The sequence below is a fragment of the [Roseibacterium] beibuensis genome (genome assembly GCF_039542305.1).
Taxonomy (GTDB): Bacteria; Pseudomonadota; Alphaproteobacteria; order Rhodobacterales; family Rhodobacteraceae; genus Roseibacterium; species Roseibacterium beibuensis.
In genome coordinates this window covers 53,409-75,690 of sequence record NZ_BAABHW010000006.1, presented here as the reverse complement: position 1 = coordinate 75,690, position 22,282 = coordinate 53,409, and the positions used below count along the sequence as shown (strand labels likewise).

23 protein-coding genes are annotated in these 22,282 nt (G+C 66.1%); 9 read left to right on the top strand and 14 right to left on the bottom strand.

What is annotated here, in order from left to right; all coding sequences use genetic code 11:
- Nucleotides 1-236: 236 nt before the first annotated feature.
- Nucleotides 237-653, bottom strand: a complete 417-nt coding sequence (locus tag ABD923_RS16700) for an ATP-binding protein (protein ID WP_345229542.1) — start codon at nt 651-653, stop codon at nt 237-239.
- A gap of 58 nt (nt 654-711) precedes the next feature.
- On the bottom strand, nt 712-1,059 hold the full coding sequence (locus tag ABD923_RS16695) for an STAS domain-containing protein (protein ID WP_259553361.1): 348 nt from the start codon (nt 1,057-1,059) through the stop codon (nt 712-714).
- A gap of 79 nt (nt 1,060-1,138) precedes the next feature.
- Here ABD923_RS16695 and ABD923_RS16690 point away from each other — a divergent pair, with 79 nt between their 5' ends.
- Together ABD923_RS16690 and ABD923_RS16685 are read left to right on the top strand one after the other, a co-directional pair.
- The gene (locus ABD923_RS16690) at nt 1,139-2,317 is read left to right on the top strand and encodes a thiolase family protein (RefSeq protein ID WP_259553362.1); all 1,179 of its coding nucleotides are present in this window, start codon (nt 1,139-1,141) and stop codon (nt 2,315-2,317) included.
- Nucleotides 2,318-2,398: 81 nt separating this feature from the next.
- Entirely contained in the window at nt 2,399-2,854 is a 456-nt protein-coding gene (locus ABD923_RS16685; RefSeq protein WP_259553363.1) for a GAF domain-containing protein, read from the top strand.
- 35 nt (nt 2,855-2,889) lie between these two features.
- Here the strand turns inward: ABD923_RS16685 and ABD923_RS16680 are convergent, their stop codons facing one another.
- From ABD923_RS16680 to ABD923_RS16640, 9 genes are all read right to left on the bottom strand, one after another.
- A complete protein-coding gene (locus ABD923_RS16680) occupies nt 2,890-4,221 on the bottom strand; it encodes a DNA recombination protein RmuC (protein ID WP_259553364.1) in 1,332 nt (443 codons plus the stop codon).
- Nucleotides 4,218-6,086, bottom strand: coding sequence for a DNA mismatch repair endonuclease MutL (gene mutL / locus ABD923_RS16675; RefSeq protein WP_259553365.1), 1,869 nt, complete (start codon nt 6,084-6,086; stop codon nt 4,218-4,220). The genes ABD923_RS16680 and mutL overlap by 4 nt, the downstream gene beginning before the upstream one ends.
- Before the next feature lie 66 nt (nt 6,087-6,152).
- On the bottom strand, nt 6,153-7,475 hold the full coding sequence (locus tag ABD923_RS16670; RefSeq protein WP_259553366.1) for a M16 family metallopeptidase: 1,323 nt from the start codon (nt 7,473-7,475) through the stop codon (nt 6,153-6,155).
- Nucleotides 7,472-8,824 (bottom strand): M16 family metallopeptidase, encoded by a 1,353-nt coding sequence (locus tag ABD923_RS16665; protein ID WP_259553367.1) that lies wholly within the window; start codon nt 8,822-8,824, stop codon nt 7,472-7,474. The genes ABD923_RS16670 and ABD923_RS16665 overlap by 4 nt, the downstream gene beginning before the upstream one ends.
- A 105-nt stretch (nt 8,825-8,929) precedes the next feature.
- Nucleotides 8,930-9,436, bottom strand: a complete 507-nt coding sequence (locus ABD923_RS16660; RefSeq protein WP_259553368.1) for a DUF3035 domain-containing protein — start codon at nt 9,434-9,436, stop codon at nt 8,930-8,932.
- Nucleotides 9,437-9,485: 49 nt separating this feature from the next.
- Complete coding sequence (lspA, locus tag ABD923_RS16655) at nt 9,486-9,959, bottom strand: signal peptidase II (RefSeq protein WP_222191852.1); 474 nt, start codon at nt 9,957-9,959, stop codon at nt 9,486-9,488.
- Nucleotides 9,960-9,983: 24 nt separating this feature from the next.
- Nucleotides 9,984-11,570 (bottom strand): bifunctional phosphoribosylaminoimidazolecarboxamide formyltransferase/IMP cyclohydrolase, encoded by a 1,587-nt coding sequence (gene purH, locus ABD923_RS16650; RefSeq protein WP_405048330.1) that lies wholly within the window; start codon nt 11,568-11,570, stop codon nt 9,984-9,986.
- A 38-nt stretch (nt 11,571-11,608) separates the two neighbouring features.
- Entirely contained in the window at nt 11,609-13,303 is a 1,695-nt protein-coding gene (locus ABD923_RS16645) for a heparinase II/III family protein (protein WP_345229541.1), read from the bottom strand.
- Nucleotides 13,304-13,437: 134 nt separating this feature from the next.
- The gene (locus ABD923_RS16640) at nt 13,438-14,808 is read right to left on the bottom strand and encodes an RsmB/NOP family class I SAM-dependent RNA methyltransferase (protein WP_345229540.1); all 1,371 of its coding nucleotides are present in this window, start codon (nt 14,806-14,808) and stop codon (nt 13,438-13,440) included.
- 77 nt (nt 14,809-14,885) lie between these two features.
- Here ABD923_RS16640 and ABD923_RS16635 point away from each other — a divergent pair, with 77 nt between their 5' ends.
- Entirely contained in the window at nt 14,886-15,071 is a 186-nt protein-coding gene (locus tag ABD923_RS16635; RefSeq protein ID WP_259553373.1) for a DUF1674 domain-containing protein, read from the top strand.
- 7 nt (nt 15,072-15,078) lie between these two features.
- On the opposite strand, the gene ABD923_RS16630 is transcribed toward ABD923_RS16635, so the two are convergent.
- A complete protein-coding gene (locus tag ABD923_RS16630; RefSeq protein ID WP_259553374.1) occupies nt 15,079-15,459 on the bottom strand; it encodes a dihydrodipicolinate reductase in 381 nt (126 codons plus the stop codon).
- Nucleotides 15,460-15,522: 63 nt separating this feature from the next.
- Nucleotides 15,523-16,335 (bottom strand): 4-hydroxy-tetrahydrodipicolinate reductase, encoded by an 813-nt coding sequence (dapB, locus tag ABD923_RS16625; protein WP_259553375.1) that lies wholly within the window; start codon nt 16,333-16,335, stop codon nt 15,523-15,525.
- A 109-nt stretch (nt 16,336-16,444) separates the two neighbouring features.
- Between dapB and rbfA the strand changes: the two genes are divergently transcribed.
- Genes rbfA through ABD923_RS16600 form a run of 5 tightly spaced genes read left to right on the top strand, consistent with a single transcriptional unit; the run spans nt 16,445 to nt 20,029 of the window.
- Nucleotides 16,445-16,876 (top strand): 30S ribosome-binding factor RbfA, encoded by a 432-nt coding sequence (rbfA, locus tag ABD923_RS16620; RefSeq protein WP_222191859.1) that lies wholly within the window; start codon nt 16,445-16,447, stop codon nt 16,874-16,876.
- Nucleotides 16,873-17,628 (top strand): phosphodiester glycosidase family protein, encoded by a 756-nt coding sequence (locus tag ABD923_RS16615; RefSeq protein WP_259553377.1) that lies wholly within the window; start codon nt 16,873-16,875, stop codon nt 17,626-17,628. Before rbfA ends, ABD923_RS16615 begins: the two co-directional genes overlap by 4 nt.
- 36 nt (nt 17,629-17,664) lie before the next feature.
- Nucleotides 17,665-18,570, top strand: coding sequence for a tRNA pseudouridine(55) synthase TruB (gene truB, locus ABD923_RS16610; RefSeq protein ID WP_259553378.1), 906 nt, complete (start codon nt 17,665-17,667; stop codon nt 18,568-18,570).
- Between the two features lie 48 nt (nt 18,571-18,618).
- Nucleotides 18,619-19,143, top strand: a complete 525-nt coding sequence (locus ABD923_RS16605) for a DUF1643 domain-containing protein (protein WP_259553380.1) — start codon at nt 18,619-18,621, stop codon at nt 19,141-19,143.
- Nucleotides 19,133-20,029 (top strand): alpha/beta fold hydrolase, encoded by an 897-nt coding sequence (locus tag ABD923_RS16600; protein ID WP_259553381.1) that lies wholly within the window; start codon nt 19,133-19,135, stop codon nt 20,027-20,029. The genes ABD923_RS16605 and ABD923_RS16600 overlap by 11 nt, the downstream gene beginning before the upstream one ends.
- Here ABD923_RS16600 and ABD923_RS16595 read toward each other — a convergent pair.
- Nucleotides 20,026-21,570 (bottom strand): calcium-binding protein, encoded by a 1,545-nt coding sequence (locus ABD923_RS16595; RefSeq protein WP_259553382.1) that lies wholly within the window; start codon nt 21,568-21,570, stop codon nt 20,026-20,028. The genes ABD923_RS16600 and ABD923_RS16595 overlap by 4 nt on opposite strands.
- A gap of 393 nt (nt 21,571-21,963) precedes the next feature.
- Here ABD923_RS16595 and rpsO point away from each other — a divergent pair, with 393 nt between their 5' ends.
- Entirely contained in the window at nt 21,964-22,233 is a 270-nt protein-coding gene (rpsO, locus tag ABD923_RS16590) for a 30S ribosomal protein S15 (RefSeq protein ID WP_259553383.1), read from the top strand.
- Nucleotides 22,234-22,282 lie beyond the last annotated feature (49 nt).

Genomic DNA, 22,282 nt, shown 5'->3' with positions numbered 1-22,282 from the left:
AATCCCGCGCGAACCCTAAGCCGACGGCAGGCAGGGGCAAGATGCTTGGGTTGGAGATTTTCAGGAAGGAGCCGCAGAAGACCTCGACGCCGCACACTGGGTGGGGGCTTGATACGCGCGACGCCGAGGGAAGCCTCTGCAGCTACATCTCTGTTATCGCTGTCATTCGGGGCATCGATACGATTGGATTAGGGCATTCCGGTGGCAAATCGGAGGATATCGGGGCATCTCGCCGCTCACCCCAGGCGCAGGCGCATCGTCAGGCGATTCTCGTCCTCGACCCGGCAATAGCGCAGCCCCGTGGTCAATTGCCGGATCAGAACCCATCCGAAGCCGCCTTCGGGAAGATCCTGCACCGCGGTAACCGCGATGGCGGGCAGAGCCGCCCCGGGAAGCGGCCCTTCCGACATGGGTGTCCCGGAATCGCGAATGGCGCAATCGACGTGGTGTTCGGATCTGGAGATCTCGACCCGGATGCGCCCGCCTGCATCCGTTGGATAGGCGTGTTCCACGACGTTGTTCAGCGCCTCGGCCAGCACGATCTGCGTGTCGGTCTGCTGGCCTTTTGACAGGCCCCAGGTTTTCAAACGATCCCCGATATCCAAAAGGGCCGCGCGCACCGCGTCAGGGCTCGCTTCAAGGTCCAGGTGCAAGCGAGCGGGCGCGTTGTGGCAACTTTCCGGGACGATAATCGGCGTGTTGCCCATCACATTAATCTGAAGCCCGGTCCCGCTGCCTGACCGCCGCGTCAAGGGTGTCGTGGATCGGGAAGACGGTGTTCATCCGCGTCAGTCGCATGACCCTGTCCACCGCCGGTTGCAGCGCAGCCAGTTCAAGGCCACGCCCCGCCGGCAGGAGCTTGCGCGCCGCGACCACCGCACCGAGGCCGCTGGAATCGATGAATTCGACCTGGTCGAGGTCGAGGATCACATCGCCCTGTGCATCCCGCGTTACCTCGCGAAAGCGGTCCTTGAACCGGATCGCGACACTGGCGTCGATCCTTGGATGATCGACATGAACGATCGCGATCCCGTGCCGTGTTTCGAAACTGAGATTCATCGGTGCACTCCTGTCCATCGCTCTGGTAAGAGCCTAGATCGAAAGTCTTGCCAAATCGTATCCAGCAGGGGGGAAACCGATGGACGAGGTCGTAATCGCAGGCGCAGCCCGCACGCCGATGGGGGGATTCCAGGGGGCGCTCTCGGGGGTTGCTGCCGCCGAATTGGGGGGCGTTGCCATCAAGGCCGCGCTCGAGGGCGGCGGGGTCGACCCCGGCCAGGTGGACGAGCTGTTGATGGGCTGCGTTCTGCCGGCCGGCCAGGGCCAGGCCCCGGCGCGACAGGCGGGCTTCAAGGCGGGGCTGGGCGAAGAGGTGCCGGCAACCACGCTCAACAAGATGTGCGGATCCGGCATGAAAGCCGCGATGATGGCATGGGACAGGCTGGCCCTCGGGCAGGCCGACATCATGGTCGCAGGTGGCATGGAGAGCATGACAAATGCCCCCTACCTGTTGCCCGCCATGCGCGCCGGGGCCCGGATCGGCCATCAGAAAACCTATGACCACATGTTCCTCGATGGGCTGGAAGACGCCTATGACAAGGGGCGCCTGATGGGGACCTTCGCCGAGGATTGCGCCGAGGCGTTCCAGTTCACCCGCGAAGCGCAGGATGATTACGCGCTGGGGTCGCTGTCGAATGCGCTGACGGCGATCGAAACCGGTGCCTTCGCGCGCGAAGTCGCGCCGGTCACCGTTCGGTCACGCAAGGGAGACACCACCGTTTCGGTTGACGAACAGCCCGGCAATGCGCGCCCCGAGAAGATCCCCCAGCTCAAGCCCGCCTTCCGCGAAGGGGGCACGGTGACCCCGGCGAATAGCTCTTCGATCTCTGATGGTGCAGCCGCCCTCGTCCTGGCGCGTGCCGACGTCGCCGAGGCCAAGGGATTGACCGTTCGCGCCCGGATCCTTGGGCATGCCAGCCATGCGCAGGCGCCCTCGCAATTCCCCACGGCGCCCGTCCCCGCGGCGCGCAAGCTGTTGGAGCGCCTCGGATGGGGTATCGACGATGTCGACCTGTGGGAGGTTAACGAAGCCTTCGCCGTGGTCCCGATGGCGTTCATGCATGAGCTTGGCGTGCCGCGCGACAAGGTGAACGTGAATGGCGGGGCCTGTGCCCTCGGCCACCCCATCGGTGCGTCCGGCGCCCGGATCATGGTCACCCTTCTGAATGCCCTTGAGGCGCGCGGCCTGAAACGCGGAGTCGCGGCGATCTGCATCGGAGGTGGAGAAGGCACCGCCATCGCGATCGAGCGCGTCTGACCCCTTCATCTTGGCCCGAAAACTCCCGGGGGCGCGGGGGCGGGCAGCCCCCGCATCTCGGCCAGACGAAAGCGCGTCCCCATGCACGTTGACTACGCCGATCTCGAGAAAACCATCGCAAGCCTGACCCATGGCGAAACCGACGAGGTCGCCCTGATGGCCACGCTGGCCTGCGAGATCCACCATGCTGACGACCGGTTCGACTGGACCGGCTTCTACCGGGTCACCGAACCCGGCCTGCTCAAGATCGGCCCCTATCAGGGCGGGCACGGCTGCCTGGTGATTCCCTTCGACAAGGGCGTGTGCGGGGTTGCGGCGCGCACCGGCGAGACGCAACTGGTTCCGGACGTTGACGCCTTCCCTGGCCATATCGCCTGCGCGTCCTCGACGCGGTCGGAACTGGTCATCCCCGTCCGCAACCGGGAAGGCGACGTGATCGCCGTCCTCGACATCGACAGCGACCAACCGGACGCCTTCACCGAAACCGATGCGGCACGCCTCGACGCGATCCTGCAGAAGGTCTTCGGCACGCTCTGATCCGGGCCGAAAAATCTTCCAGAAGATTTTTCGGCTCAACGGCGCGGCAGGTTCACGATCCCGGCGGTGTCGCCGCTTTCGGGCGCAAGTTCCTCGAAATCGAAATTATCGAGGCGCTCTGCCCGCTTTCCGGCGCGCGCGGTGGCGGTCAGGATGCCCGAGACATCGTCGCCCGCCTGGCGCAGATGTGTCTCCAGCTTGCCTGCGCGTTCCTCGATGATTTCCACGTCGCGGTGCAGGTTCTTCAGCGCCTTGCGGATCTCGCCGGCTTGTTCCCGCATCCTTGCGTCCTTCATCACCGCGCGCATCGTGTTGAGGGTCGCCATGCAGGTGGTGGGCGACACGATCCAGACGCGATTGTCAAAGCCTTCGCGCACGACCTCGGGCAGGCGGGCGTGCAACTCGGCATAGATCGCCTCGGAGGGCAGGAACATCAGCGCGCCATCCGCCGTCTCGCCTTCGAGGATGTATTTCGAGGCGATGGCCTTGATATGCACCCGCACTGCGGCGGCGAGGTCGCGCAAAGCCTTACGTTGCGCCTCCTGCCCCTCGGCGACCATCAGCGCCTCATAGGCTTCCAGCGGGAACTTGGCATCGATCACGATGGGGCCGGGCGGGTTCGGCAAAAGGATTATGCAGTCGGCGCGCTTGCCGTTCGAGAGCGTCGTCTGGAAAGCGTAGCTGTCCGAGGGCAGCGCGTTCGCCACGATATCGTTGAGCTGGATTTCCCCGAACATGCCCCTGCGCTGCTTGTTCGAGAGGATATCCTGCAGCCCCAGGACGTCCGAGGACAGTTTCTCGATATTCGTCTGGGCCTTGTCGATGGTGGCCAGCCGTTCCTGAAGTTTCGCCAGCGACTCGGTCGTTTTCTCGGACGATCCGGCCAGCGTCTTGTCGATCCGTTCGTTCAGTTGCGCCAGCACCTGCGCCTGTTTCAGCGCGTTCTGGGCCATCTGCTCGTTCATGCGCTCCTGCAGGTCCGACAGCGCGTTGCCCTGTTTCAGCGCGTTGACGTGCAACTGCTCGTTCAGGCGTTCCTGTAGCGCGGCAAGGTTCTGCGATTGGCGGCTGGCGGCCTCGTGCATGCGCTCGGCCATGGCGGTCTGCACCTCGGACAACCGCACCTCCATCGTCTGCATGATCTGGAGATTGGCCTGCGCCTGCCCGTCTGAGGTGGCCTGCATCCGTTCGGCCAGCCGCTCCTGCCCGCGGGCGAGATGTTCGACCACCTCCATCGACCGCCGCGTGCGCGAGGCCGAGGTGACCAGAAGCCAGAGGATCAGCCCAAGGATCGCGGCCCCGGCCAAGAGCGGCCAGAGGGTGGCGGGATCGGACAGGTCGAGGGTGATGTCACCGATCTGGATCATGTGCGCCCGAAAAGCCGTTCGATATCGGCCAGTTTGAGTTCGACATAAGTGGGCCTACCATGGTTGCATTGACCCGAATGGGGGGTCGCCTCCATCTCGCGCAGGAGCGCGTTCATCTCGTCGGCACTCATCCGGCGCCCTGACCGGACGGACCCGTGGCAGGCCACGCGGCTGAGGATCGCTTCAATCCGGGATTGGAGCATCGTGCTGTCGCCGAGGTCGTCCAACTCGTCGAGGATGTCGCGCAACAGGGCCTCGGCATTCACCTCGCCGAGGATGGCGGGGGTCTCGCGCACGGCAACCGTGCCCGGCCCGAAGGCTTCGATGATCAGGCCCAGCTTTTCCAACTCTCCGGCACGGTCGAGAAGGCGGTCCGCATCACCGCCGAGATTGACGATCTCGGGGATCAGCAGGGCCTGCCGGGCGATGCCGTGATCGGCCATCTGGCGTTTCAGGCGTTCATAGACCAGCCGTTCATGGGCAGCGTGCTGATCGACCAGCACCATGCCGTCGCGGGTCTGGGCGAGGATGTAGTTCTCGTGCAGTTGTGCGCGCGCGGCCCCGAGCGGTTTGTCCTGCAGATGGGCGACGGTGTCGGGCTGTGGCGGCTCGACCCGCGCCGACGGGGGCGCCTCCCACAGGGGCGCATCCTCAGCGAACCCGTCTTGTGCCGCCGGGGCCTGCCAGTCGCGCGCGGCGGCAACCGTGGACGGGCTGGGCCGGTCCCAGCCGCGGCGGTCCATCTGGTAGATCCGGGGCTGGTCGGTCGGTTCCGGGCGGAACGCCCCGAGGGTGGCTCCGGCCACGGTGGTCGAGGCGCGATGCCCGGCCTCGGCCAGGGCATGGCGCAGGGCCGAGACGATCAGGCCGCGGGCAACGCCCGGTTCGCGGAAGCGGACCTCGGATTTCGCGGGGTGCACGTTCACGTCGACGCGTTCGGGCGGGCAATCGATGAACAGGGCGGCGGCGGGGTGCCGGTCGCGGCTGAGGAAATCCATGTAGGCGGCGCGCAACGCGCCCACCAGAAGCTTGTCGCGGACAGGGCGGCCATTCACGAACAGGTACTGCGCCACGGCAGAGCCGCGCGAATAGGTGGGCAGGGCGGCGTAGCCGGTCAGGCGCAGGCCTTCGCGGTCGGCGTCGATGGCCAAGGCGTTCTCGGCGAACTCACGCCCGAGGATCGCGGCAAGGCGCGATTGCAGCGCGGCGAACAGCTCGCCCTGTTCGGCATCGACCCGGAAGGTGACGCGCTCGGCCTCGGTCACGTCCTTGAGGGTGAAACCGATGGCGGGTTCGGCCATGGCGAGGCGTTTCACCACATCCGAGATCGCCTGCATCTCGGCCCGGTCGGAGCGCAGGAATTTCAACCGAGCGGGCGTCGCGTAGAACAGGTCGCGCAACTCGACCACGGTTCCCCGCGACAGGGCGGCGGGTTTGACCCGGCCCATCTCTCCGCCCGAGACCCGCAATTCATGCGCGGTATCGCCCTGGGTCCGGCTGGTGAGGGTCAACCGCCCGACGGCGCCGAGCGAGGGCAGCGCCTCGCCGCGAAAGCCGAAGCTTCGGATATTCAGAAGGTCGCTGCCGTCGATCTTGGAGGTCGCGTGGCGGCTCAGCGCCAGCGGCAGGTCCCCGGGCCCCATGCCGCAGCCATCGTCGGTGACGCGGATCAGCGATTTGCCGCCATGGGCCACCTCGATGGTCACGCGCCGCGCGCCCGCGTCGATGGCGTTCTCGACCAGTTCCTTGACCGCGCTTGCGGGGCGTTCGACCACCTCGCCCGCCGCGATGCGATTGATCGCGGCATCGTCGAGTTGACGAATAACCGGGCGCGTGTCGCTTATATTGGGGTCACCGAGGGGCATGCCACGATACCTAGCATGCCCCAGCGGGATTCGGAAAGGCTCGGCTGTGCCCCGGCGCCGCTTTGCCTAGCCGTCGCTTTGCAGGCCCTCGGGGCGTCCGACCACCACGAAATGCAGGTCCTCGGGGCGCAGGATGCGCGCGGCCACGCGGCGAAGATCCTCGATCGTGACGGCGTTCACGCGGTCATTGCGCGTCGCGATGTAGTCGAGTGGCATGTCATCGGCCTGCATCGACGCAAGGATGCCAGCGATGCGGCCATTCCCGTCGAACCGCAGCGGGTAGGCCCCGGTCAGGTAGCGCTGTGCGGCTGCGAGTTCTTCTTCGGTGATCGCGTTCTCGGCGATGTCGGCCCATTGCGCACGGATCACCTCGATGGCGTCGGCGACGAGGTCGTTCGAGGACGAAAACTGGCCCACGATGCGTGGCCCGAAATCGGCAAGCGAAAGATAGGACGAGATCCCGTAGGTCAGGCCGCGCTCGACGCGCACTTCCCGCATCAGGCGCGAGCGGAAGCCACCGCCGCCCAGAACCTCGTTCAGCACGAATGCCGGAAAGAAATCGGGGTCATCGCGGGCGATGCCCTCGTGGCCGAACACGGCGACCGATTGCGGCGAGGGGAAATCGATGACCGTTTCCCCGCCCGAGAGGCCCCACTCGGCCTGTGTCGGCATCGGCGCACCCTCCGCCGGCAGGTCGCCGAGGATGCGGTCGATTAGAAGGCCAAGCTCCTCTGCCGTGATGTCGCCGGCGGCCCCGACCACCACGCGGTCGCGCGCCAGGGTCGCGTCATGGGCTGCGACGAGGTCATCGCGGGTCAGGGCCGAGACGCTTTCGACCGTCCCTTCGAGGGCGGAACCATAGGGGTGGTCGCCATATCCAAGCGCATTGAAGGTGCTGGAGGCGATGTCATCGGGGTCGCGGCTATTACCTTCGATGATCGAGATGACCTGACCGCGCACGCGCTCGATCGAGTCCTCGTCAAACCGCGGCTCGACAAGGGCGGCGCGCAAAAGGTCGGCCGCCGCATCGCGGTTCTCGGTCAGCATCTGGGCGCTGACCGTCACCGCATCACGATAGGCACCGAAGCTGAAACTGGCGGCCATCCCCTCGGCTGCCTGAGCGAATGCGGTCGAGTCCATCTCGCCTGCGCCTTCCTCCAGAAGGCCGGTCATCAGGTGGATTGCGCCGCGCTTGCCCTCGGCATCCAATGAAGCGCCCCCGATGAACCAGATCTCGATGGCGACGAAGGGGTTGCTGTGATCCTCGACCAGCCAGGCGTCGATACCGCCCGGCGAGGTGATCTCCTGCACGTCGATCTCGGTCGCCGACAGCGGGGTCGAGACGAGCAGGGTCAGGGCCGTGAACAGCCCGGTCAAACGGGGGATCATTGCGTCATCTCCTCGGTTGCGGGCTCTTCCGGTCGGGTCAGGTAGCCGGTGACAGAGGTTGTTTCGGTGAACAGGCGCTGCGCGGCTTCCATCACGTCGTCGATGGTGGTTTCGGCCAGAACATCCGGCCACGCCTGCACGTCGGCGACGGTCAGGCCGCTGGTCAGGGCCGTCCCGTAGCGGCGGGCCAAACCTTGGGTGTCGTCGGCGGAATAGATCGCGTCGGCCTGGATCTGGAACTGGATACGGTCGAACTGGTCAGGGTCCACACCCTCTTCGAGGAAGGCGGCGATGGCCGCGTCGAGGTCGGCTTCGGCCTCTTCCAGCGACAGGCCGGGCAGCGGAACGTTGACCACCGAAAAGGTCGAGGGGTCGAGGCTGGTCGCGTCGTAATAGGCCGAGGTGAAGATCGAGCGGGGGTTTTCAAGCTCCAGCCGTTGCGACAGTTCCGATGTGGTGCCGGACCCGCCGAGGATTGCCGCCAAGAGGGTCAGGGCCGCGGCCTCCTGCTGATCGCCGGGGCGACGAACCGGCGCGAGGTAGTTGCGCGCGACATAGGGGTTCGCGACGCGCTCGTCCTCAAGGACAAAGCGGCGGTCCGCGATGTGCGGCGGTTCGCTGGGGCGCGCACGCTCGACGATCTCGGGGTTGGCGGGGATCGGGCCGTAATGCTCCTCGGCCAGTGCCAGCACCTCGTCGGGGGTGACGCCGCCTGCAATGACCAGGATGGCGTTGTTCGGCGCGTAATGCGCGTCATAGAAGGCGCGCGCGTCCCCGATATCCAGCTCTTCCATCTCGTGGCGCCAGCCGATGATCGGGACGCCGTAGGGGTGGTTCAGGAAAAGCGCGGCGCGCATCTGTTCGTTGAACAGGCCGCCGGGGCTCGAGTCGGTGCGTTGCGCACGTTCTTCGAGGATCACGCTGCGTTCGGTCGTGATCTCGTCCTCGATGAACTGGAGGTCCACCATGCGGTCGGCTTCCATCTGCATCATCAGGCCGAGGCGGTCTGCGGCGACGCGCTGGAAATAGCCGGTGTAATCCCAACTGGTGAAGGCGTTGTCAGAGCCGCCGTTTTCTTCGACGATGCGGCTGAATTCGCCGGTCTCAAGCTCGTCGGTCGCCTTGAACATGAGGTGTTCGACGAAATGCGCGATCCCGGACACGCCGGGCGGTTCGTCCGCCGCCCCGACCCGGTACCAGACCATGTGCACCACGGCCGGAGAGTTCGGGTCCTCGATCACCACGACATCCATGCCGTTTTCGAGCGTGAATTCGCTTACGGTTTCGTCCGCCAGCACGAGGGCGGGCGACAGGGCAAGACCGAGCCCGAGACTCAAGCGACGCAACATGCGCATCCTCCGCATTGACCAGATGACAGGGTAAATATGGGGCTGCGGCCCGGCATCAACGGATGTTGACGCAAGCGTGACGCGATCGGGGTGTGACCCGTTGCGTCACTGGGCTGGCGGAGCCGTGGGCGTGCGGACGCCCGCGCGCCGCAGACGTTCCAGCTCGGCATACTGGTCCAGCGACATGCTGCGATAGGCGCGGTAGTACACCGTCGTGCCGAACATGCGTTCCAGCAACCGGCCATCATTGCGGCGGCGGAATTCCTCGTCTTCGGCGGCAAGGGTGGGCCGGATGTCGGGGCTGACACCGAACCGCGTGGCGTGCTGGATCAGCCCGGCCGATCCGCGCGCGGCGCGCGACGGGTTGCCGCCAAGGGCCGCGATCGCGTCCCCCTCGGGGTCGGGATCGGCAAGGTTGCGGGCGCCCGGCGTCGGCGCGGGCAATTCGCGCAGGTTGTCGGGCATTTGCAGCGGTTCGTTCGGGACAACGGAAAACTCGTCTGGCCCGGCCTCACGGTTGGTCAGGTTCATGAGCGTCGGCGTCCCGCCGCTACAGGCCGCAAGGGCCAGCAAGGCGACACCGAGAATCGCAGATGTTGTCAGACGCGTCATGCGGCCCTCCTTTACGCGGCCACGGGTCTAGCGCAAACGCAGTGATCCGTCACGGGGTCATCTTGGAGGTATCGGCAAAGATCAGCAAGCCGATGGCCCCGCCGACGATTCCGACATCCGCGATGTTGAAGGCAAAGGGGTTGTCGATCCCGCAGCAGGACATGTTGAGAAAGTCGATGACCGCCCCTTGGGTCACCCGGTCGAGCGTGTTGGCCAGCGCACCCCCGATGACGGCCCCGGCAGACAGGAACGAGATGCGGCGGTGCATGCCGTTCTTGGCCCACCACAAGAGCCAGGCCGAGATCACGAGGGCGATTCCGATCAGAAGGTAGCGCGTGGTCTCGGGCCCGCCTGCGAACAGGCCGAAATTGATGCCCGTGTTGTAGCCGAGATGGAACACGAGATAGGGCGGGAACACCTCGATCACGCCCTGCTCGACCAGACCGGCCCAATGCAGGACGAGATACTTGCTGATCTGGTCGAGGGCGAACCAGACGATGGCCGAGATGTAGAGTAGCCGCATCGCTTTACCTGTCGCTTGCTCCGGTCAGTGGCGGAAGTGGCGCATGCCGGTGAAGAGCATGGCAAGGCCGGCCTCGTCGGCGGCCTCGATCACCTCGGCGTCGCGCATCGACCCGCCGGGCTGGATCACCGCCGTCGCGCCCGCCGCCGCAGCGGCCAGCAGGCCGTCGGGGAAGGGGAAGAACGCGTCCGAGGCCACGACCGACCCCTTGGCGAGGCTTTCGGGCAGGCCGCAGTCGCGGGCCATGCGCTCGGCCTTCAACGCCGCGATGGTCGAGCTGTCGACCCGGCTCATCTGGCCCGCCCCGATGCCGACCGTTGCCCCGTCGCGGACATAGACGATGGCGTTGGATTTGACGTGCTTGGCGACCGACCAGGCAAAGACCATGTCGGACATCTCTGCCGCCGACGGGCGCCGCTTGGTCACGGGCTTGAGGTCTTCCTCGTCGATGCGGCCGGTGTCCTTGTCCTGCACAAGCAGACCGCCCGACACCTGCCGAACGGTCAGGGGCGTGTGGCCGGGGTTCGGCAGTCCGCCGGTCGTCAGCAGCCGCAGGTTCTTTTTCGCGGCGAAAATGGCCTTGGCCTCGTCGGTCGCTTCGGGGGCGATGACGACCTCGGTGAAGATCTCGACGATTTTCTCGGCGGTCGCGGCATCCAGCGTCTGGTTCAGCGCGACGATCCCGCCGAAGGCACTGGTCCGGTCACAGTCGAAGGCGCGCATATAGGCGTCGGTCAGCGTCTTGCCGCGCGCGACGCCGCAAGGGTTGGCGTGCTTGATGATCGCGCAGACCGGGCCATCCTGGGGGTTGAATTCGGCCACCAGTTCAAAGGCCGCGTCGGTGTCGTTGATGTTGTTGTAGGACAGCTCCTTGCCCTGGTGCTGCACGGCGGTGGCGACACCGGGACGCGAGGCATCCTCGACATAGAACGCCGCCTTCTGGTGCGGGTTCTCGCCATAGCGCAGGGTCGACGACAGCGTGCCCGCAAAGGCGCGACGGCGCGGCGCGAATGCGTTGGTGGCCCCGGCCATCCAGTTCGACACGGCCGCGTCATAGGCGGCGGTCCGGGCATAGGCCGCCTGGGCGAGGCGTTGACGCAGCGCATAGCCGAGCGCGCCGTCGTTTTCCCCCATCTCGGACAGGATCGCGGCGTAGTCCTCGGTATCGACGACAACGGCGACATGGGCGTGGTTCTTGGCCGCGGCGCGGATCATGGCGGGGCCGCCGATATCGATATTCTCGATGCAGGTGTCGTAGTCGGCGCCCTTCGCGACCGTTTCCTCGAACGGGTAGAGGTTCACGACCAGCATATCGATGCCGCCGATCCCGTGTTCTTCCATCGCGGCGACGTGTTCGGGGTTGTCGCGCAGTGCCAGAAGGCCGCCATGCACCTTGGGATGCAGCGTCTTGACCCGGCCATCCATCATCTCGGGGAAGCCGGTGACCTCGGCCACGTCGATCACGGTCAACCCGGCGTCACGCAGGGTGCGGGCCGTGCCGCCCGTCGACAAAAGCTCCACCCCGCGACCGGCCAGCGCGGTGGCGAAGTCGACCAGGCCGGTCTTGTCGGAAACGGAAAGGAGGGCGCGGCGCACGGGCACGAGTGTCATCAAAGGGGTTCCTTAAGCTTGGTCGCGGCTTTGTCGCCTCAGGCGCGGGAAAAGCCAACCGGCGCGGGCAGGAAGGCGGTGGGGCGCGCAAGGCTCCAACTGATGGCGTTGCCATAGCCTTTCATGCGGGCGGTGAGAACGATTTGTTTTGTCGCGCGCGGCTTCAGGCGGGCGCTGTCCAGGTAAACCGAGGGCTGAAGGCTGAGTTCGGCGGAACTGGTGTGACGGAAAACCCATGTCTCGCCCGAGGCCAGTGTCAGCGACACGGCAGTGCCGCCAAGGTCCATCTCGGCCTCGACATCGGGGTGAAGGTGGAAGCGGAGGGTATACTTGAGACCAAGGCCGCGCGGCAGGCGCGTATAGACCCGGTCGAGGCGCAACCGATCCGCGCTGGTCATCGCGGCCAGCGCATCCTCGCCCCGCAGGAGCGAACCGTTATCTTCCAGCGTGAGGCTGCGCAGATGGATCAGCCCGTGCGTCTTGCGCCAGCCATCATGTGACAGGGCAATGCCCGCGGCGCTTTTCATCGAAGATTCCTGCACCGCCACGTCGCTTGGACCATCGGCGAAAGGCTGCTTCTCAGGGGCGATGCCAGACGCCTTCGGGGCCAGTCGCGAGGACGAATACCCTTCGAGGCAAAGCGTCGAATGGCTGACCGTGGCACGCCCCGCGCGTCGCCAGTCGGCACTGAACCGCGCGCCCGACCCGCAACTGACGATCAGCGGCTCGGACCCGCTGGTCAGCTCGAAAGACAGCGTGCTGGCATGGGCATTGGCGCTGCGCGGCCCCTGCATCGGCAAGGCCGCGTCGATGATGACGGAGACGTTGTCGGTCGCCAGCCGGGCAAAGCCCATGGCCAGCCCCCTGGTGTTGGACGGGCGCACGCGGCTTTGCACCAGCGCACTGACCAGCCGCCCCGGTGCGCCGCGCCCGCCGCCATGGGCGCGCACGAGGCCGCCATCGACATGGCGCAAACTGCGCAGCGTCGGGGCAATCCGTGCTATGGCCGTGTTGACCGCCGGGTCCGGCTCTTTCCCGGTATCGGACAGGATCTGCATCACCCAGGTGAGCAGGATGAACACCTCTAGCAATTCTTCCGGGTTTCGCGTGACGATGCCGCCGGACGCGTCGATTTCCTGCGCGCATTCCTGCGCCAGCGCGCGCAGCGCGGGGTCGAGTTCGGGTTCCATCCCGATCAGCGTGCAGGCCGAATAGATCAGCCCGGTCAGCGCCTCGAACCGTGGTAAGCCCGGAGAGGCCTTGCGCCAGCGCCGCTCAAGGAACCGCGCTTGCCGTCCGAGGGTCGTGATGAACCGGCGACTATCTGCCGATTCCATGCCGTTCATCAGGAAAAGGGCGTGGCTGATCCACCGAATCTGGCGCCGTCCGGCCAGATCGGGGGTCCAGCCCGGCCCCGCGCCGCGCCCATAGCGCCGCATCCAGTCGATAAGCCAGCTTTGAGCGGTGGCACGGCCATCGTCATTCGGGATCGCGGCCAGATCGTCCAGCCAGTCGAACCCGTGCAGCGACTCCTCGAAGAGGTCGTTGGGGGGCACGATGTCCCACGGGCTTTGCCCGGGCGCTTCGATCAGGGCGCCCCCCATGCGGTAATTTCCCGCCATCAACTGGCGTCCGCGGGCCGCCGAGCCGGGAAAGCGGGGCTCTGGCCGCCAGTAAAAGCCGCGCACGCGACCGCTGAACCCGGCGCTCAGCGCGGCAAGCCGATTGGCCACGCGGCCGCCGGTGCCGGGCCGTGGGCGGGGCGCCGCAGACGGTGAAGGATCGCTGAGATGCGTGTCGGACATGTGGCCCGGTTTCTGCTCGGGATTATGATTGGCGCCAAGACTACCGTGCCCCCGCGTGGGAGTCACGCGGCAGCCGCGTCCTTGACGAGGCAGGCCATGTAGAACCCGTCGATCCCGCCGCGGTCCGGCCAGAAATCGGGCCGCAGGCGCAAGCCGCCCTCGGCGCTGGCCCACTCCGGATCACCACCGAGCGTGGCGGCGTCGGCGGGCAGGACGGACAGATCGGGGTGGCGCTTGACCGCTGCGGTGACCTGGTGCTCGCCCTCGACCGGCAGCAGCGAACAGGTGCAATAGACCAGCCTGCCGCCCGGTTTCAGAAGGGTCAGCGCGTGGTCGATCATCCGCATCTGAAGGCGCGTCAACTCTTCGACCTCGTGCCATTTCTTGACGAAGGGCAGGTCGGGATGGCGGCGGATCGTGCCGCTGGCGGTGCAGGGCGCGTCCAGCAGGATGCAGTCATAGGGCCCGTCTGCATGGTCGAAGGCATCGCCGACGACGATTTCAGCGCCGAGGCCGGTCCGCAGGAGGTTCTGGCGCAACTTGTCGAGGCGGGTATCGGACAGGTCCAGCGCCGTGACCTGCGCCCCGGCGGCGGCCAGTTGCAGGGTCTTGCCGCCCGGAGCTGCGCAAAGGTCGAGAACGCTTTTCCCCGATACGTCGCCCAGCAGGCGCACAGGCAGGGCGGCGGCGGCATCCTGCACCCACCAATCGCCCTCGGCGTAGCCGGGCAGGGCGCTGATCTGGCCGGGCTCGACCATCCGCAGGCTGCCGGTTGGCACGCGCTCGGCCCCCGGCAGGTCGGTATCGGCCTGCTTGGGCGTGATGTCGACCGGCGCACCCTTTTCATGCGCGGCTTCGATCGCGCGAAGCACCTCGGCCCCCCAGCGTTTCTTGACGGGGCCACCGATCCACCCGGGAAGGCGTTGCGGTGTATGATCCTGCCAGATCTCCGCGCCGGCCTCGGCGATGCGGCGCAGGACAGCGTTGACCAATCCCGCCGCGCGTTCGGTGCGTCGGCTTCCGCGCGCGATGGTGACCATCGCGTTGACCGTGCCGTGGGCTTCTTCCTGCGCGATCAGCAACTCCGCCGCCCCAAGGCGCAGAAGGGCAAGGGTGGCCGGTTGAGGCTTGCGCTCGACGAATTGCGCGATCACCGCGTCCAGCGGTTCGACATGGCGCAAGACCATCATCACAAGGCGCATCGCGCGCGCGGCCTCGGGCGGGGCAAGACCGGCGGCTTGCGGCAGGTGGGCCAGCATCCGTTTCTGGCGCAGCACCTGGTCGAGGGCCGAAAGCGCCGCTTGCCGCGCCACCAGGCTGCGGTCCGGCGATTGCGGTGCGCGTCCGGCCATGCGACGGCCTGAGGGGCGGCGTTTACCCCGCCCGCCGGTTTGCGTTTTGCCGCTGCCCTTGCCGCGCCCTTCGGTCGCCATGCTTGCCCAAGTCCTTGTCTGAAAACCCCAGCGGCGTATATCAGGGACAGCTTGCGCACAAGCCGGAGACGACTTTCATGGCCGACACCACCGATACCCCGCAGGGTCTGCCGCCTGCCGCACAGCGCGCGCTGGCCGAAGCCGAAGAGCGCCGCAAGAAGGCCAAGGAATTGGACCTGCCCGTCGAACTTGGCGGCCGCGACGGGCCCGAGCCGGTGCGCTACGGCGATTGGGAAAAGAAGGGCATCGCCATCGATTTCTGACGTCTGCTCAGCGCAGGGTCAGATCGGCGAATTCACCCGCGCCCCGGTCCGGTGTGAAGCGCAGGGTTTCACCCGACACCTCGACCGTCTGGCAGTTGAAGCCCAGATCCTCGGACCCGAAGTAGAGGTCGCGGCAGAAATAGCCGTCGTTCCAGGCCCACGCCCCCGTCACCCGCGTACCAAACGCGCGGCCGACGATTTGACCGTCCGGCGTCACCATCAAGCGGATGCCGAAGCGGCTCAGTTCACGCCCTTCGACAAGGCGCACGAAACTGTCCCGCGTGGTCAGCGTCGAAAACTCCTCGGCCATCGCCGTGTTGGCGGTGCCTGTCATGCCCAGCAGCACTCCGGCGCAAAAGGCGGCCGGACCCGTCAAATGGCGCAGCATGGTCCATTCTCCCTGTTCGGTTGTCGCGTTCCGAAGCGGGAGATAGCGGGTGGATGCGAGCGATCAAGCGAGGCCGAGAACGCTTGCCATCGAGTAGTGGCCGGGGCCTTTCCCTTGCCCCCAGAGCGCGGCTTTCAATGCGCCGCGGGCAAAGATGGCGCGGTCGGTGGCGACGTGGCGCAGAATGATCCGCTCGCCCGCGCCTGCGAAGATCACCTCATGTTCGCCGACGATATCGCCCCCGCGAATGGCCGAGAAACCGATATGCCCGGCCTCGCGTTCGCCGGTGATGCCGTCGCGGCCCCGGTCCGAGACATCGTTCAGCGCCACGTTGCGCCCGGCGGCGGCGGCCTCGCCCAGCATCAGCGCCGTCCCCGAGGGGGCATCGACCTTGTGCTTGTGATGGGCCTCGACGATCTCGATGTCGAAATCCTCGTCCAGCGCGGCGGCGACCTGTTGCGTCAGGCGGGTCAAAAGGTTCACGCCAAGGCTCATGTTCCCCGCGCGCACGATGGTCGCGTGTCGGGCGGCGGCGTCGAGCTTGGCGATATCCTCGTCCGTCAGGCCGGTGGTGCCGATCACGTGGACCGTCCGCGCCTGCGCGGTCAGCTCGGCATGGGACAGGGTCGCGGCAGGCGTCGTGAAATCGATGACCGCTTGCGCCTTGACGATCAGGTCCAGCGGGTCGTCGTAAACCGGCACCCCCATGCTGGGACGCCCAAGGCAGTCGCCCAGATCGCGACCGATCCAGTCATGCCCCGGCCGTTCCGACACGCCGACAAGGGTGGCCCTGTCGCTGTGCGTGACCACATCGACCAGCATGCGCCCCATGCGGCCCGAGGCGCCCATCACCGCTATTTTGACCTGATCGCTCATCTGTGACTCCTTCTTTGGCATTTTTCCTAGCGGAACGGCGGGATGGCGGAAAGGCGTCGCTTGCGACGGGCCTGTCGATGCCATACCTGCTGCAAGGAAGGAGACCGACATGGGCAAGAACAGGCATCACGAAGGAAGCGGCCCCTCGCAGCGACAGTTGCGGGTCGGGGAGCTTATTCGCCGGACGCTATCGGACGTGCTGGCGCGCGGTGACGTGCATGACCCCGAATTGAACCGCATGTCGATCACGGTGGGCGAAGTGCGCACCTCGCCGGACCTGAAGATCGCGACGGTTTATGTCATGCCCCTTGGCGGCGGGGAACGCGCCGAGGCGATTGATGCGCTCAAGCGCAACCGCGGTGAATTGCGGCGCGCCCTGATGCGGGACATGACGCTGAAATACGCCCCGGACCTGCGGTTCCTGATCGACGAAACCTTCGACCAGATGGATGCGACGCGCCGCCTGTTTCAGGATGAAAAGGTGCGCCGCGACATCGAGGCGCCGGATGCGGAGGATGCCTCCCCGGAGGACAAGGCATGATCCGCGAGGTCCTGTTATCGACCTTTCTGGCGGCAATTCCGGTTGCCGGACAGGCCTGTGAGACGGTCGAGTTCGACAATGCGCCCTTCACCTTCTGCGAGATCGACCTGAGCGAGACCGAACTGCGGCTGTTCCTTCGTGATCGGCAGGGCGCGATTCTGGGCACCTTCGCGCGGGTCGAGGCCGCGTTGGGTGAGGGGGAACGGCTTGGCGTCGCGATGAACGCCGGCATGTTCCACGAGGACCGGTCGCCGGTCGGCCTGTACATCGAGGATGGCGAGCAGGAGATGCGGATCGTCACGTCGGACGGTCCGGGAAATTTCGGCCTGCTGCCGAACGGCGTGCTGTGCCTGAACGATCATGAGGCCGACGTGATCGAAAGCCGCCGGTTCGCCGAAAATCCGCCCGAGTGCCAGTACGCGACCCAATCCGGCCCGATGCTGGTGATCGACGGCGATTTGCACCCGCGCTTTTTGGCCAGCGGCACCAGCCTGAACATCCGCAACGGCGTGGGGATCAGCGCGGATGGCGAGCGCCTGTTCCTCGCGATCTCGGACGAGCCGGTGAATTTCCACCATTTCGGGCGCTTCTTCCGCGATTATCTCGAAACGCCGAACGCGCTCTATTTCGACGGGCGCGTGTCGCGCCTGCATGCGCCGGGGATCGGACGGTCGGATCTCGGCTTTCCGGTGGGGCCGATCATCGGGGTTGTCATGGACGACACCGTTGACGGCGCAGAACCTGCGGAGTAGCAGACCGCCCTTCCACGAGAACCTCGGAGGGCTGTGATGGCACGCAAGCGCAAAGGACGGGACATTTCCGGCTGGGTCCTGATCGACAAACCGGCGGGCATGACCTCGACCGCCGTGGTCGGAAAGGTCCGCTGGGCGTTCGAGGCGAAAAAGGCGGGCCATGCCGGCACGCTCGACCCCGATGCTACCGGCCTGCTGCCCATCGCAATTGGTGAGGCGACCAAGACCATCCCCTATCTGGGCGATGCGTTGAAAGCCTATGATTTCCTGGTGAAGTTCGGTGCGTCGACCACAACAGACGATGCCGAGGGCGAGGTTCTGGAAACATCCGATGCACGCCCAAGCGATGCCGAAATCGAAGCGGCGCTTCCGTCTTTCGTTGGCGATATCCGGCAGGTTCCGCCGCAGTTTTCCGCCGTCAAGGTCGATGGCGCGCGGGCCTATGACCTCGCCCGCGAGGGGGAGGCTCTGGAGCTTGAGGCGCGCGATCTCTACGTGGACGAGCTGACGCTGACCGAACGCCCCGACCCGGATCATGCGCTGCTGCATTTCGTGTGCGGATCGGGCGGCTATGTCCGCTCGATTGCCCGGGACCTCGGCCAGCAGCTTGGCTGTTTCGCCCATGTCGTGCATCTGCGGCGCAGTTGGGTCGGGCCGTTCGACATCGAGGACGCGGTCACGCTGGACAAGATCGTCGAGTTGGAACGCACCCCCGAGATCGACAGCCTTCTGGCGCCGGTTTCGCTCGCCCTCGACGGCTTGCCGGAGCTGAAGCTGACCGAACAGGGGGCGATCCGGCTGAAGAACGGCAATCCGGGGCAGGTCCTGCCGGGGAATGTGGAATATGGCGATCTCGCCTGGGCGTCGTTTGACGGCAAGCCCGTGGCGGTCGGTCGTTTCCGCGCCGGGGAGTTGCACCCGGAGCGTGTGTTCAACCTTTGACACCGGGGGGCCTTTTCCCGTGGCCTCAAGCCGATTACCAGTTTCGCCATGATCCTGCGTGAACACCAAAAGGGCGACGCGGCCTCGGTCGCGGCCTATTCCGATTGCGAGCGGTATCGGTATTCGCTGACCCGGGTCTGGGACCCGGATGGCCGCCGCGCCCTGTTCATCATGCTGAACCCGTCGACGGCGACCGAGGTTCAGAACGATCCCACCGTCGAACGCTGCGAGCGCCGCGCCCGCGCGCTGGGGTTCGGGGCCTTCCGCGTGCTCAACATCTTTGCGTGGCGCGCTACCGACCCGCGCGACATGCGCAAGGCGGAAGATCCGGTCGGGTTGGCCAATGACGCCGCGATCCTCGACAGCCTCGACTGGGCCGACCAGGTGATTTGCGCCTGGGGCACCCATGGCGCGCATCTGGATCGCGGGGCGAAGGTCGAACGGCTCTTGCGCGATGCCGGGGCCGAGTTGTTCCATCTCGGACTGTCCAAGGCCGGTCATCCGAAGCATCCGCTCTATATCGGCTACCACGTGCAGCCGGTGCCGTGGGAGGGCTCAGCAAATGGCGATTGAAGGGTTCACGCAGTCGCGCATCGAAACCAACGGGATCGAGGTGAGCGTGCATCAGGCCGGGCGGGGCGAGCCCCTGATCCTGCTGCATGGCTATCCGCAGAACCACATGTGCTGGGCCAAGATCGCGCCGCGTCTGGCCGAGCGGTTCCACGTGATCGTGCCGGATTTGCGCGGCTATGGGGCCAGTGATGCGCCGCAGACCGATCCCGAGAACCGCACCTATTCCAAGCGCGAGATGGCGAAGGATATCGTGGGCCTGATGGATGCGCTGTCTATCGAGCGCGCGCATGTGTTGGGCCATGATCGCGGCGCGCGCGTGACCTATCGGCTGGCGCTGGATCACCCGCAGCGGGTTGCGCGGATCGGTATCATCGAGATCGTGCCAACCGGCGATTTCTGGGCCGCGTGGAACGCGGAGTTGGCGATGAAGGCTTATCATTGGACCTTCCTCGCGCAGCCCAGCCCGCTGCCCGAACGCATGATCCTGTCGGATGGGCCGGGCTATATCGACTGGACGCTGGCAAGTTGGACCGTGGCGGGTGACCTTGCGCCCTTTGCGCCGGATGCTTTGGACAGCTACCGGGCGCAGGGCGGCGACCCGGTGCGCGTTGCCGCGATGTGCAATGACTACCGCGCCGGGGCGACGATCGACCGCGCGATCGACGACGAAGACCGCGCCGCAGACCGCCAGATCGCAGCCCCGCTGCATTTCGTGTGGTCGGATCATGGGTTTCCATCGCGCACGGGCAACCCGTTGGACCTGTGGCGATCCTGGGCGCCGCATGTGACGGGAAGCGAGATCGCGGGCTGCGGGCATTTCGCCATGGAAGAGGCACCCGATGCCGTGCTCTCCGCCGTGCTGCCGCATTTCACCGCGGCTGGTTAGGCGGGTTCCAGTTCCATCTCGGTCAGTTCGACCAGGGCCGGGTCCAGGCCTTGCGCGCCCATGACATGCAGGATGACCTCGCCGTTGAGCAGGATATCCGCGCCGTTTCCATCCGCGAAATCGACGATGGTGATGTCCGGGTTCGGGGTCAGGTCGGGGTCGTAAAGCACCTCGATGACATCCTCTGCCGGGTTGAAATCGGTCACGGTGCCCGCGTCGTCCCCCTCGGCGATGTAGCCGCCCGAGGCGAAGGTGTCGCTGCCGTCGCCGCCGGTCGCCAGATCCCCGGCGCCAAGGACAAGGATATCGTCGCCGTCGCCGCCGGAGAGCGTGTCGGCATCGTCTTCATCCGTTGGGCCGAACGCGCCATCGCCGTTGGAGAACGTGCCGTCGATCCTGTCATCGCCGCCCCCGCCCGAGAGACTGTCCGCACCGAACCCGCCTTGCAGGAAGTCGTCGCCGTCGCCGCCATCCATGGTGTCGTCGCCATCCCCGCCGAACAGCAGGTCGCCATCCGCGCCGCCGTCCACGCTGTCATTGCCGTCGCCACCGACAAGGAAGTCGTTGCCGTCCCCGCCGGACAGCGTGTCGTCGCCCTCGTCCCCGTAGGCTTCGTCATTGCCAGTCTGGCCGGAGATCTGGTCATTGCCCTCGTTGCCGAAGAGGGCGTCATTTTCGCTGCCGCCATCGAGAACGTCATCGCCGCTGCCGCCCGTGATCGCGTCTGCGCCGCCTTCACCGAACAGGCTGTCGATCCCTTCGCGGCCGCGCAGCACGTCGTCGCCCGTGCCGCCGTTCAGCAGGTCGTCGCCGGCATAGCCATCGATGGTGTCGTCCCCGTCGCCGCCCGAGATCGTGTCGTCGCCGGGGGTGCCGTCCAGAACCTCGCCCTCCCCGTCGGGCGGGGCGAGCATGACCACTTCGATGGCCTCCAGATTGCCCAGGGTGACGCCGTCGAGGAAGGTCACGGGCACGCCATTCGCCATGACCAAGGTGCCATCGGGATTGGTGTCGGTGTCGAGCGTGATGTCGGGGGCGTCTGCATCCTCTCCGATGAAATCGAGGATCAGGCGGTCGGTGGACGGGTCGAAATCGGTTACGCTGGCCGCCACGGTGCCATCGGGCAGATCGACCGTTGCAAGCACCTCGAAAATGTCCGCCCCGTCGCCGCCGCTGGCCATGTCGCCGGCGCCGAGGATCAGGTGGTCGTCTCCAGCTCCGCCGTCCAGCGTGTCGGCCCCATCGCCCCCGTCGAGGGTGTCGTCGCCCGCGCCGCCGTTCAGAACGTCGTCGCCGCCGAGCCCCGTAATCTCGTCGTCCGCGTCGGTGCCGGTCAATTCATCCGGGTCATCCGACCCGAACAGGAGATCTGCAAGGCCATTGCCGCCGCCCCCCTCGCCCGTGTCGGAAGCTGATCCAGGGTCATCCTCTGGCGTAGGGTCGTCCGTGTCGCCGTCGCCGGCTTCGCCGCCCGAACCGATCAGGCCGGTCGCGGCAAAGCCCATGAACAGCAAGGCAAGAAATCCTCCGGCGGCAAGCATTTTTCAGGTCCTTGATTGGTGAGACATGGCTATTGAGTGGCTGCATGCCCTTCTGACGATGCTTACCGGGTATGTCCGGTCGTGCCGCCGATCCTGCGACGCCGTCCGGTGCCGGTCTGGGTTCCGATAGTTCAACGGCAAGTGTTTCATAGAAATTAATCGAGATCGTTAATTCGGCGGCAGTTTGTTCGAAAATTGCCGGGCTTTGGACCTTGTGGTCAATACGCAACACCAAAGTTGGTTAATGCGGCCATCTGAGAAAAGCAGGGGGCTAGGCAAACCGGGACAAATGCAGTATCCGCCCCCATCCGGTCGCACCACGCGTCCGAATCCCTCCACGGGCCTTGCTGGACGACATCCCGGCTTGTGCCATGATCCTGAAAGGAGACCCCGATGTCGATTGCTGCGGAAGAAAAGACCCGCCTGATGAAGGAATATGCCACCAAGGACGGCGACACCGGTTCGCCCGAAGTGCAGGTGGCCATCCTGACCAGCCGTATTTCCACGCTGACCGAGCATTTCAAGACCCACAAGAAGGACAACCACTCGCGTCGTGGCCTTCTGAAGCTGGTCGCTCAGCGCCGTAAGCTGCTGGATTACCTGAAAGGCAAGGACGAGGGCCGCTACCAGGACCTCATCAAGCGCCTCGGTATCCGTCGCTGATCCCATCCCGCATGGGAAGATCTGGAAAGGCCGTCCGGTTCGGGCGGCC

Coding starts and splice junctions, on each gene's coding strand:
- ABD923_RS16670 (WP_259553366.1), bottom strand. CDS start 7,475: ATGATCCCCCGTTTGACCGGGCTGTTCACGGCCCTGACCCTGCTCGTC.
- ABD923_RS16695 (WP_259553361.1), bottom strand. CDS start 1,059: ATGAATCTCAGTTTCGAAACACGGCACGGGATCGCGATCGTTCATGTC.
- ABD923_RS16595 (WP_259553382.1), bottom strand. CDS start 21,570: ATGCTTGCCGCCGGAGGATTTCTTGCCTTGCTGTTCATGGGCTTTGCC.
- ABD923_RS16600 (WP_259553381.1), top strand. CDS start 19,133: ATGGCGATTGAAGGGTTCACGCAGTCGCGCATCGAAACCAACGGGATC.
- ABD923_RS16605 (WP_259553380.1), top strand. CDS start 18,619: ATGATCCTGCGTGAACACCAAAAGGGCGACGCGGCCTCGGTCGCGGCC.
- mutL (WP_259553365.1), bottom strand. CDS start 6,086: ATGCCCCTCGGTGACCCCAATATAAGCGACACGCGCCCGGTTATTCGT.
- ABD923_RS16615 (WP_259553377.1), top strand. CDS start 16,873: ATGATCCGCGAGGTCCTGTTATCGACCTTTCTGGCGGCAATTCCGGTT.
- ABD923_RS16665 (WP_259553367.1), bottom strand. CDS start 8,824: ATGTTGCGTCGCTTGAGTCTCGGGCTCGGTCTTGCCCTGTCGCCCGCC.
- ABD923_RS16630 (WP_259553374.1), bottom strand. CDS start 15,459: ATGCTGCGCCATTTGACGGGTCCGGCCGCCTTTTGCGCCGGAGTGCTG.
- ABD923_RS16635 (WP_259553373.1), top strand. CDS start 14,886: ATGGCCGACACCACCGATACCCCGCAGGGTCTGCCGCCTGCCGCACAG.
- ABD923_RS16640 (WP_345229540.1), bottom strand. CDS start 14,808: ATGGCGACCGAAGGGCGCGGCAAGGGCAGCGGCAAAACGCAAACCGGC.
- ABD923_RS16685 (WP_259553363.1), top strand. CDS start 2,399: ATGCACGTTGACTACGCCGATCTCGAGAAAACCATCGCAAGCCTGACC.
- lspA (WP_222191852.1), bottom strand. CDS start 9,959: ATGCGGCTACTCTACATCTCGGCCATCGTCTGGTTCGCCCTCGACCAG.
- ABD923_RS16680 (WP_259553364.1), bottom strand. CDS start 4,221: ATGATCCAGATCGGTGACATCACCCTCGACCTGTCCGATCCCGCCACC.
- purH (WP_405048330.1), bottom strand. CDS start 11,570: ATGACACTCGTGCCCGTGCGCCGCGCCCTCCTTTCCGTTTCCGACAAG.
- ABD923_RS16690 (WP_259553362.1), top strand. CDS start 1,139: ATGGACGAGGTCGTAATCGCAGGCGCAGCCCGCACGCCGATGGGGGGA.
- truB (WP_259553378.1), top strand. CDS start 17,665: ATGGCACGCAAGCGCAAAGGACGGGACATTTCCGGCTGGGTCCTGATC.
- ABD923_RS16660 (WP_259553368.1), bottom strand. CDS start 9,436: ATGACGCGTCTGACAACATCTGCGATTCTCGGTGTCGCCTTGCTGGCC.
- dapB (WP_259553375.1), bottom strand. CDS start 16,335: ATGAGCGATCAGGTCAAAATAGCGGTGATGGGCGCCTCGGGCCGCATG.
- rbfA (WP_222191859.1), top strand. CDS start 16,445: ATGGGCAAGAACAGGCATCACGAAGGAAGCGGCCCCTCGCAGCGACAG.
- rpsO (WP_259553383.1), top strand. CDS start 21,964: ATGTCGATTGCTGCGGAAGAAAAGACCCGCCTGATGAAGGAATATGCC.